Raw genomic sequence first — 10809 nt, forward strand, 5'->3', positions numbered from 1 at the left:
TTTTAGTGTAAACTAAACTACATTGATAAAAAAAGTACTAACTGCAGATTCGAAACCCGTCCGAGAATGAGGTTTTAGTTTGAAGACCTTAAAAAAAATTCGGACAGTAAGCAGGAATATTAGTTATTATGGAGAATACATATAGCTAATGTAGACCCTTTTTTGTGGTTTCAAATTTTCGATGCGGTTCTAAAGGGTAACCTGGGCGGATGAGATATCATCTTCAGGGGGGACGCTCCCGCTAAAGCTCAAGGTCTACTTTTAGATATTGCGCAATGTCTAAAGATTGTGCTACTCATGTTAAGGGGGTGAGGGACGACTAAAAGACGTCCTTAGGTAAGGAAAAGAGATAGTCATTCACCAGACAGAAGAGATCCAAAGACGAGAGGAGATATTCACTACATGAAAAAAACTAAAAAAGCCTTAGCATCTTTAGCTATCGCTGGAATGGCCTTGACGACAGTACCGTTCAACGCTTTTGCTGACGGTGCAACGACTACAGCGCCCACAATGCCCACCCGTTTGGCAGGTACTACTGCAGCTCAAACTGCAAATGCAATTGCCGATCAAACAGGCTGGACTGGTACAGCAATCCTTGCATCCTCTACTTCCTATGGTATGGTTGATGCTCTCACAGCTGGACCGCTCGCCACTTACTTAAAAGCTCCTATCCTTTTAACCGGTGCTGGAAGCACACTTGATGCTGATACCAAAGCTGAACTCACCAAATTGAACGTTAAAACTGTTTATGTAACAAGCGGAACTGCTGTTATTAAACAATCAGTTCTTGATCAACTCACCGGCATGGGCATTACAGTTGTTCCCCTCGGCGGTATAGACCGTGCTGCAACTTCCGTAAACATTGCTAAGAAAATGAGTGGTGTAACCAAGGTTGCGGTTGCAAACGGAATTCCTGATGCTCTTTCAATTGCTTCTATCGCTTCCGCTGCTAATGAGCCGATCCTCTTAACTGACAAAGACTCACTTCCTGCCAGCGTTTCTTCCTATTTAGCTTCTAACTCAGGAATTACATCTTCAGATGTTATCGGTGGAACAGGAATCATCAGCGACGCAGTTAAAGCACAATTACCAAGCGCTACACGTCATGCAGGAACCACTGCCTATGACACCAACAATCAAGTTATCCAAGACTTCAGCTCAGCTCTGAAATTCACCAACGTATTTGTTGCTAACGGTGAAACCAGAATTGACGCTCTTGCCGGAGCACCCCTCGCTGCTCAAACCAGCTCACCGATCGTTCTTACGAACGGAACTGCTCCTGCAGCTACCACCTTTGTACATGGCAAACTTGATAAGAATGCTGTAGTAACAGCTCTCGGCGGCGAAGCTGTTGTTCCTGAAAACGTACGTACCGCAATTGTTACCGGTCAAACCGGCCCGAACAACAACGGTCCGTTATCCGTAACTTCCGTAACAGCTACTGCAGCTGACAGCTTTAAAGTTGTCTTCAACCATGCACCTGCTGATACTTCAAAAGTTACTTTCGACGTAGAAGAGTTCAACACTCCTTTTACAGTAACGACTACTTGGAACTCCGGTAATACCGAAGCTACTCTGCAAAATTCAGCAGCATTTCCACAAGGCACCTACACCGTTGATGTTAAAGACGGCTCGACAGATCTGGGAAACACCTCAGTAACTGTTGATCAACAAAAGATCGCTGCTATTAACATCACAGCTACCAAATTAGGTGTTGTAACTAATAAAGATAACACCCAAACAGGTTATGCAACCTATAAAGTATTAGACCAATACGGCAACGATATTACAACCGGTGGTTTGGCTAATAGCTTGAACTTCCAAAGCGGCGTCGGCAGCATTGATGCTAAAGACGGCTTGCTCACATTACACTCCAATGTTCAAAACTTGATGCAATTCTCAACCGTTGTCATCACCGGTTATGATTCAACTTCCGGTGTATCAACGAGTGCTACCTTAAATACATCAACCCAAGTTGGTACCTTAAGTGATTTCCAACTCGGCCAACTTACCAATGCTGACGGCAAGAAATTAACCGATGGAGATTCCAGCGTATTCTATGCCAGCTATACCGCTAAAGACATCAGCGGTAACCCAACAACTAACTATGATTTGATTAAAGGCGGCTTGATCCTCCATTCCGACGGAAATGGCAATGATAACCTCCTTACTACTTCAAACTCATACGTACAAGCCAGCGTTGAAGAAGATCCCAGCGATTCCAACAAAGCAGTTATCAAAGTTATTGTTAACAACACTTCAGGTAATTCCCTGACAGTGGACATGCCGACAGTAATTACGGCTATGACTTGGAATGGAACAACTTCAACTCTGAACACAACCTTATATAAATCTTCGAAGATTGACAGCTTTACCATTATGGCTCCTGCCGACAGCATTGCTGTTGACGAGTGCAAACAAATTCCTTTCCGTGCTTTAGACCAAAACGGAAAAGAACTGACCAAGTATTCTGATCTCAGCACAACTGACCTTACCATCACGAATGCATTCTTGAAAGAAAACTCTGATGGAACTGCCAGTCTGTGGTGCGGTCCGAAAACCGAAACAGGATTTGGCATTGACGGACAACAAGTTATTACAGCCAATACTTCAACCGGTAAATACAGCTCCATTACTATCAACATTCAAAAAGCTGCTAAAGCTGATACCTTACAATTAGACCAATCCGTAGTGGCTACCAATATGCAAAGCGGCGCACAACAAGGCGTTGACTTTGGTTGGAACTACGGCGGCTTCACCGTAAAAGACCAATATGGCCGCGTCATTGACATGCAAGGTAAATACCAAGGCGGCGAAGGAACAACAGCTGATCCTAAATTCAACTATCAAGTTGTAGCGTCTGCTACCGGTGATCTTCAGGTTCTTGGTTCGGATTCCGGCGAGAGCTTAACGAATGGTTCTCCAGTAGCTTACGGCGGAAATGGTATTCGCATTGTGGCTAACCCTGGTTTAACAGCTAATGGTGGTTCCGGCACAGTTAAATTCTCTTTAATTAACCTTGCTGATCCTGCACACAATACTCCGGACACCGCAATTGATACCAAATCAGTAACTATCTCCGTCCTGAAAAACAACGATATCAAGGACTACTATGTTGATACGGTTAAAGATCCAATCTATGTTGCTGATGCTACTGATGAGGCTTCAGCTACTGGTAGACAAAAAGCTTATGCAGCTGAACCATATGTCTATGGTAAGTCTTCAAGCGGTTCAAAAGTCATCTTGGCAAATGGTTCTGTTCTCGGAGCCAGTGTTGACAGCAAAGACTTCTTTGCCGCATATGTTAAGGATTCTACAGACTCGAATTGGGAGCCTTATGATTGGGAAGATGTCTATGTGTATGGCAAGAAATTAGGAGACAACGTTACTTCTTCCAGCACGACCTTAAGCGTAACGATTAATGGTGCTGATGGTGTAATCCACTCCGTAACAACTCCTATTAAATCTTCAACAGCAGATCCCATTCCATCAGGTATCTATGTATCCGCAGCTACCTTTAAACCAGGCGTTAAACTTAATGATTTAGGTGACGATGCTCAGGTCAGCGTTGACTACCTGAAGGATAATACTCTTCTCGAAAGATTTGATACCTCCGGATCTAGCACTGGACGTTCTCCTGTATATATCTATGCTAAGGATCAATATGGCACCAAAGCTATGGCGTTGTCCTATCTCAGCATGACAGTAACCAGAGCTGGTTCAACAACTGCTTCGGCTCCTGTCGAATTGACTGACGGCAGAATCCCTGCAGGTACTAATCTGCAACCTGGTGATAAGATCACATTGTCTGGCGTTGCTTCAGGATATGCTAAGACCCTCGATATTGAGGTTGAACCTAGCGTAGGCAGCTCTACTGATACAACTGCTCCTGCCGTAACAGGCGTAACTACCGGTTCAACTTATACTTCCGCTGTTACACCTGCTAGTACTGCTACTGACATCGCCAGTGTAACCCTTACTCAAAACGGAAATCCAGTTGCTAACTATACATTGGGTACTGCAATCTCCAACGCTGGTGTATATGTTCTGACTGTCAAAGATACTTCCGGAAACACAACAACGGTTAACTTCACTATTAAAGCCCTTGCTGCTAATCAATTGCCAGGAACCTTTACCTCAGCATTTGGCCAAACCTATGCTAAAATTACATTACCTACAGGTTACCAAGCAGTAACTGCTGTAACTGTAGATGGTGCTACTAAGGTTAGTGGAACGGATTATACAGTAAGTGGAAATACTTTAAGCCTTCTGAACGTTACTTCTACCAATGTAGTTACTGTAACGGTTGATGGAACAGTTTATACAGTTGTTGGTCAATAATTAAACAGAATTAGTTAGTTTTTTAATAAACTATAAGACAAAATCAAGTACTGAGGGGGTGCCTCTTACCCCTCAGTACTCAAAATCTTATTTGAAGGAGCACTAAAATGAAAAATAAGTTAATTGCGGGAATGTCGAAAATCGCCATTGCTACCGTGCTTTCTACTGCTATGGCTGCTACTCCAGTATTTGCAGCGACAGGCGATCTTTGGAATGGCTCCCAAGATGTTGGCAACGTTGGTCAACTGATATTACAGCCTACAAAATTCCTTGATCTAGTAGCTCATATGAGCAACTATAAATATGAAATTAACGGAAACTTATATGATGCTACTGCAGCAAATAATGTTTTCCTGAGCAATCCAAATGCTGCTTTAGCTGATGTTCAATCAAAGATTGCTTCTTCAGTAACTGGAACTCCTGTTCCTACACAACAAGCTTTAGCAGTTGCTTCGGTAAGTGCTATTAACGTGAAACAAGTCAAAGTAACATTTAATCAGGCAGTTGATTCAGTGTCTGCACAAACTGGCGCTAATTATACACTGTCAGGCGGGACGTTGCTTGCTGATCCTAATGGTGCCGTTCTTCAACCAGATGGAAAAACAGTTATTTTAAATGTTTCTGGTGCAGGGATGGCTAACTTTACCCAGGAGACTCTGACCGTAGCAAATGTCAAAGACTCAAACGGAAAAGTGATGACAACATCCTCGACAAACTTTACACCACAGGATCAAGCAGTTCCAACGGTAACATCTATAACTTCGTTAGGTAACCAAAATGTCAATATTACGTTTAGTGAGCCAACACAAAACTGTGAGACCTTCACAGGTTCAACCTTCAACAATATTGTACTTGATGGAACAGCGTTGACTACTTCACAGGCTTCAGCAACGTATAGTTTAGATCATACACAATTGACACTTGCCTTTACCGGTGGATTATCACAGGGACCACATACAATAGCAATTAAGCAAAATGGAACTGCAAATGATGCTGCATCATATGCAGGGTATAAAGTACCATCAGTTTCGCAAACTGTTACAATTAATGCTGGAACCACTGCACCCTCAGTCGCAGGAATAACGGCAAATAGCCAAACAAGTGTGACAGTTAAATTTAGCGAGCCAGTCAATATTAACACTTCTGCTGATCTGGCTCATTTTTACTGGAATACTTCAAATAGTGCATCCGATAATTCAAAGACCGCTGATTCAATAACACAAGTTGATTCACAAACATATACAATTTCATTTACTGGTACCAATAAGCCTTTGACAGCCGGAACTGACTATTTCTTTGTAACTGGCGTTGCTGATTTTTCTGGCAATCTTTTAGCTGGTAACGTTGCAGCAAATACTTATGGTCAGTCAGTTACAGTTACAGCAAATGCTCAACCATCACTTACAAGCGTGACAGATAAGGATACGACGCATGTAGAGGTGTATTTCTCAGCTTCTATGGATTCTTCAACCGCTCAAAACGCTGGGAATTATGTTGTAACTGATAGTAAAGGTAATACTGTCACTGTTAGCAACGCTGCTTTTGTTGCAAACACTAATCAAAAACAAATCGAGCTTACTACATCAGCCATGACATCTGGTTCGTATACAGTTGCGATTAATAATGTCAAAGATGTTGTGGGTAATACCCTTTCTGCTCAACCTGCATCGATCACTGTTGTTGACACATCTGCACCTGCTGTATCTACATTTGGTTTTGAAGGACAGTCTGTTGTTATTAATTTCAATCGTGCGATGAGTGTTAGTGGAACATATTCAGTTTTAAATACTGCCGCTTACCAATACAAAACGGCCGCAGGTACTAGAGGTGCTTTACCATCAGGTAGTACGATAGTACCATTTAACGGCAATCAGTCTGTTCGAATTACATTACCAAGTACTACTGTTCCAGCCACTGGAGATACCATTTATGTTGGTGGTATTTCAGGCACAACTTTGAATACTGTTGCGGACGCTGCTGGCAATCTCTATGTTCCAGATTCTGGTTCTGTACTGACTACAGCTGCTACAGCGATTGATATCAGCGCTGGGACTCCGAGCTTAAAAGTTGTCAATTCTTCAACACTTAAATTAGTTGAAGCTACAGGAAATGCATTTGGTACTGTGTCTCCTTCTGACTTCCAAGTCACTGCCGATGGTTCGACATGGGTTACCCCTTCTGCAGTAACAATTGATTCAACTGATACTACATCACATACTCTATTATTCACATTCCCAAGTAATGTAACACTAACTGCTGGTAGCACGACTACAGCTGGAGTACGTACTGTTACAACCGTATCATCGTCAACAACCGATATCTATGGTACAAAGCTTGCCTCTAGCAAGACAGTTGCAGGTACTGCATCCAGTGCGATCGCTCCAGTTCTATCGGGTGCTACACTTGTTAGTCCGACAGAGGTAGACGCCACATTTAGTGAAACTATGGCTAGTCAAATTGGTGGCGCTCTTGAAAATTCAATTCAAATTGTACAAGGAAGTAAGGTATTAACGGGCTATAGCGCAACACCAGTTCAGGGTGCAATTAAGGGTAGTGTTGCTTCAGGAGTCAATGCAATAGCGTTCACTCTAAACGCTGCAGATGCTCTTGATCCTTCTCAACCAGTAACTGTTCGCACGGTTAGCGCCGACTATATGCAGGCTAAAGATACGAATGGTAATCTTTTGGCAGCTAATACAACTGGTGTAACTGTGTCTACCTTTGCTCCTGTATCTGTTGCTCTTAGTACCACTTCTCAGTTGAAAGCAACGGATACTTTCACTGTTACGTATAATAAAAATGTTGATCCTACTTCTATTATTTCCGGTTGGGATGGTTCAACCCCTAAAACTGGTCTTACAATGAGCTTTAATTCGGATGGTTCTGCTACAGTTGGTGGTACAAACCTTGGAACATTCAAAGGTTTAACCGTTTTGAATACTGGTACTGCAACGGTACAAGTCTCAATGCCCACAACCACATCAGTTGTAGTAACCGTAACTACTGTAAACGGAAGCACGAATGTTACTGAAAACGGTACACTTACTTATGTACCAAGTACTGGCATTAAGTCACTCGCTGGTAATTCAATATCAAGCACAAATGCAACCGTGGCAGTCGATGATTCTCCATATGTTGCAAGTGTATCATTAGTTAATGGAACTGGTACAGTAGGTACTGCCGAAGCAGGTGATAAGATTGTAATCACCTACAGTGAACCTGTGTCAATTGCTGGATTAACACCTGGAGCTGCAGCTATTGCTTCTACAACAACTCTTGGTGATACTACAACTGCAGGAACTATTGCAGGAGTGGGAAGTTTTGCTACTCCAGGTGGTGTTACGGTTGCCACTGGCGGAAATACTGTGGCGCTTTCGGCTGATGGTAAAACTCTGACCATTACCTTGGGTACATTTACTGGAACAACTGTTGCTCCGTCTGGAGTATTTACGCCTGTAGCTGGACCGACAGATAAAGAAGGTTCGTCGAAGGCATTAATCTTGACTATCACTCCAACTGCAACAGGTGCTTTCTAATTAAATCACGAAACGTTGTCTTATAAACTACCTTAATGTAGTGAAATAGGCGAAGACAGAAGGCTTTAGTGAATCACAACAAATGTGGTCGCTAAGGCCTTCTTCTTTAATTGTCTTGTCGATTAGGTACGTGAAAGTCGCACCCGTGAAAACAGCATCGAATCATGAGCCTAATATCCTGCAACCGCAATAGCTAGTAATCCTTTGAGGTTGAAGTCAGGTGAAGTCGTACCCTTTGCAAGGGGCGGGGTTCCATAAAAGGCGACTATGGCTAGGAAGACGAATCCGTTATGAGTTAGGGTAAGAAGCTGATTCTTTCAAGGATACCGTTAGCTGGGAATTGGTTCTAGTAATTGAGATACTACTATGAGGATGAAAACAATTTGCTGTTAAACTCATCTCGCTTATACCGACGAACGGAGGCCTAAGGACGTCAAATATAGGGATAGACAAGACGGAACGTTTGAGAGCCTGCAGGAAGAGGAGAGCTAGCTCTGATGAACCTGCAGGAAGTCAGCAGACCTATAGTAGTGATGAGGGCATGCCGTATGCACCACCCTGGTAACTTGGTGGGAGGATAAAACTTGCCGGAGCGAAGGGGTCCAGTCGGTGATATGTTTGGATTATGTCGAAGCTGGTCGAAATAAATGTTAAAATGTCCAAATATAGTTATATTTTGTATCATCGATGGAACGCCGTATGCGGTGAAAGCCGCACGTACGGTGTAGACCTACCGAAATCCTCTAATGAGGATAGGTAAGGAATGGTGGAATAAGTGCAACGACTGATGAGAATACAGTCCTTGCATCAAACGTAAATTGTATCTTTTCTGGAGAAACATTGAACCTGAGTAGTGCACCTGCCTCTGGTGAAACAGCATGGCTGGCACCATCGGGTATTACCTCTGCTTCATCTTTAATTGCTAATGGATCAACCATTACTTCGACCACTACTGGAAGCATTATAATCCCGACCACACCAGGTTCTTACAAATTATATATAATTAAATCTGGAACGATATCTCCAGCTTCAACGCATACAGTGACAGTTAAGGCATCCGACATGTCTACGGTGATTCAGACTAATTTGAATGGCGCAGCAGCTGGTACCTCAATTAGCTTAAGCAGTGCTCCACAATCGGGAGAAATGGTTTATATTGCTCCTGATAGCGCGTCGGGATTGTTATATAGCGGCGGCTCCGCTAATATTACTTCAATTACGAATCTTGCAGGTGATGGTTCAAGTTCATCCATTACAACACCAACTATTGCAGGTACTTATTACCTGTACTTAGTCGACTGCAAGGGCAATATTTTGAAATCAACTAACACAATCACTGTCGCTGCAGGATCACCGTATGCAGTAGAACTTCTTACACAGGGTGTAGGTGGCCTACCGATTAGTGGATTACCCACAGTTGGTACTCAAATTTCTAGTAATATTTTTGAATCCTTTTCATGGTCTTCTGGTGGCGGATATTTAGAAGCTAATATAGTTGATCAATATGGGAATGTCGTGTCGCAAAATAGTGTGAATGCTACTACTGTCACGTTTGTATCTGGGGGTTCAGGATCGTTACGTTACGACCCTACAGGAGCCAATACATTAGTTACAAGTTCACAAGTCGGTATCATCACTGCTACAGGAACGTACACAGGCACTGATGGTTTTTATAGTTTTATTTACAATCCATCCTCCTATACAACTGATATAATAACTTTTGTTCATGGAGGCATAACTACGACAGTCACAATCAATTAGTGCATCTGAACCCGAAATTGCGATAGTAAATTTGGTATAAAAAGTGATTACAAGCGTAGCTAATTCTACGAAATCAACTTAAAGTTAATAGAGAAAACATGTGGGCAGGTGGGCAAATGATCGGCACATTAGAATCTCACTGTAAAAGATCGCCGAAGTGGCTACTAAAGTTATCTATAATCCGTAAATTGACTTAAAGCCATCATGTGTATAAGAAGGATAGCAATTTTCTATCCTTCTTTTTAGAATTTGATAGTTATTCTACCTAATAGTAAAAGTATTTATTTATCAAAATTCGCTGCAAAACTTTGATAAACTCACTGTAAAAATTTCCGATAATCATTGAATATCTTAGAAAGCCATTCATAGCAACAAAGGACCAAATAGAGACTTGCTACCTAATCTAAATTAGATAGTCAGTTGAGCAGAAACGGAGTTTGCAAACTACTCAAAGTACCGAAGTCGCCACAGAAAGGAATTTGTAAAACAAGTGACACAGTGACACAACTGTCAGCATTGTCGCTACAATTCAAGCCTCACGTTCCTACAAAAGGACGTGGGGCTTCCTCTGCGTTTCAAAGAGACTAAGAAAGGAGTGAAACTAATGGCATGAATTGGTAGCCTGTTGTATAATGAATCTAAATGAAGGGAGGGAGGAGCTTGCGAGTTGTATATTCCAGAGGTGCAGTCAAGGCAATCAATAGTTTTGATAAGTCTGTAAAGCAGAGAATTAAAACAGGAATAGAAGGGCTGCTTGAAGTACCCCCAAAGGGTGATATTAAGCAGATGCAGGGTATAAATCCTCCTATTCTTCGTTTGCGAATAGGAAAATATCGGGTATTATATGAGTATACAAATCTTAATGACGAAGAAGTGTTAATGATTAAGGATATCGGATCACGAGGAGACATTTACAAGTAAGGGAGATGATAATATGTCCGCAGTCTCAAAGCAAATTATTGATATGCTTGATATGCTCCCTGAGTCGGAACAGGAGTTAGCATTCGAAATGATTAAAAGAATGGTCCTTGCATGGGACAGTGATTTTACAAAGCTGACGCCTCTGGAGAGAGAGAGGTTAACCCAATCAGAAAAAGAAATAGCTAAAGGTGAAATCGTTAGCCATTCAGACATTGACTGGAATTAAACCGAAAGTAGTGGCGATGATTAA

The 10809-nt window shown here is 42.2% G+C and carries 5 protein-coding genes; all 5 read left to right on the forward strand.

Translation table 11 applies throughout. The annotated features are described in order from the left end of the window. The first annotated feature begins 402 nt into the window (after positions 1-402). The 5 genes from B5771_RS18670 to B5771_RS18690 all read left to right on the forward strand — a co-directional run bounded on the left by B5771_RS18670 (position 403) and on the right by B5771_RS18690 (position 10785). Positions 403-4341: a cell wall-binding repeat-containing protein gene (locus B5771_RS18670; protein WP_088188873.1), complete on the forward strand. Its 3939-nt coding sequence runs from the start codon at positions 403-405 to the stop codon at positions 4339-4341. A gap of 107 nt (positions 4342-4448) precedes the next feature. Then, entirely contained in the window at positions 4449-7877 is a 3429-nt protein-coding gene (locus B5771_RS18675; RefSeq protein WP_088188874.1) for a hypothetical protein, read from the forward strand. Between the two features lie 840 nt (positions 7878-8717). Continuing rightward, entirely contained in the window at positions 8718-9638 is a 921-nt protein-coding gene (locus B5771_RS18680; RefSeq protein ID WP_088188875.1) for a hypothetical protein, read from the forward strand. Between the two features lie 660 nt (positions 9639-10298). Continuing rightward, positions 10299-10559: a type II toxin-antitoxin system RelE/ParE family toxin gene (locus tag B5771_RS18685; protein WP_088188876.1), complete on the forward strand. Its 261-nt coding sequence runs from the start codon at positions 10299-10301 to the stop codon at positions 10557-10559. A gap of 13 nt (positions 10560-10572) precedes the next feature. Beyond that, positions 10573-10785: a hypothetical protein gene (locus B5771_RS18690; RefSeq protein WP_088188877.1), complete on the forward strand. Its 213-nt coding sequence runs from the start codon at positions 10573-10575 to the stop codon at positions 10783-10785. Positions 10786-10809 lie beyond the last annotated feature (24 nt).

It is taken from the genome of Desulfosporosinus sp. FKA, from assembly GCF_002196785.1.
GTDB lineage: Bacteria > Bacillota > Desulfitobacteriia > Desulfitobacteriales > Desulfitobacteriaceae > Desulfosporosinus > Desulfosporosinus acididurans.

Bases quoted from the DNA above. Each gene is read 5' to 3' on its own strand.
- B5771_RS18670 (WP_088188873.1), top strand. From the start codon at position 403: ATGAAAAAAACTAAAAAAGCCTTAGCATCTTTAGCTATCGCTGGAATG.
- B5771_RS18675 (WP_088188874.1), top strand. From the start codon at position 4,449: ATGAAAAATAAGTTAATTGCGGGAATGTCGAAAATCGCCATTGCTACC.
- B5771_RS18690 (WP_088188877.1), top strand. From the start codon at position 10,573: ATGTCCGCAGTCTCAAAGCAAATTATTGATATGCTTGATATGCTCCCT.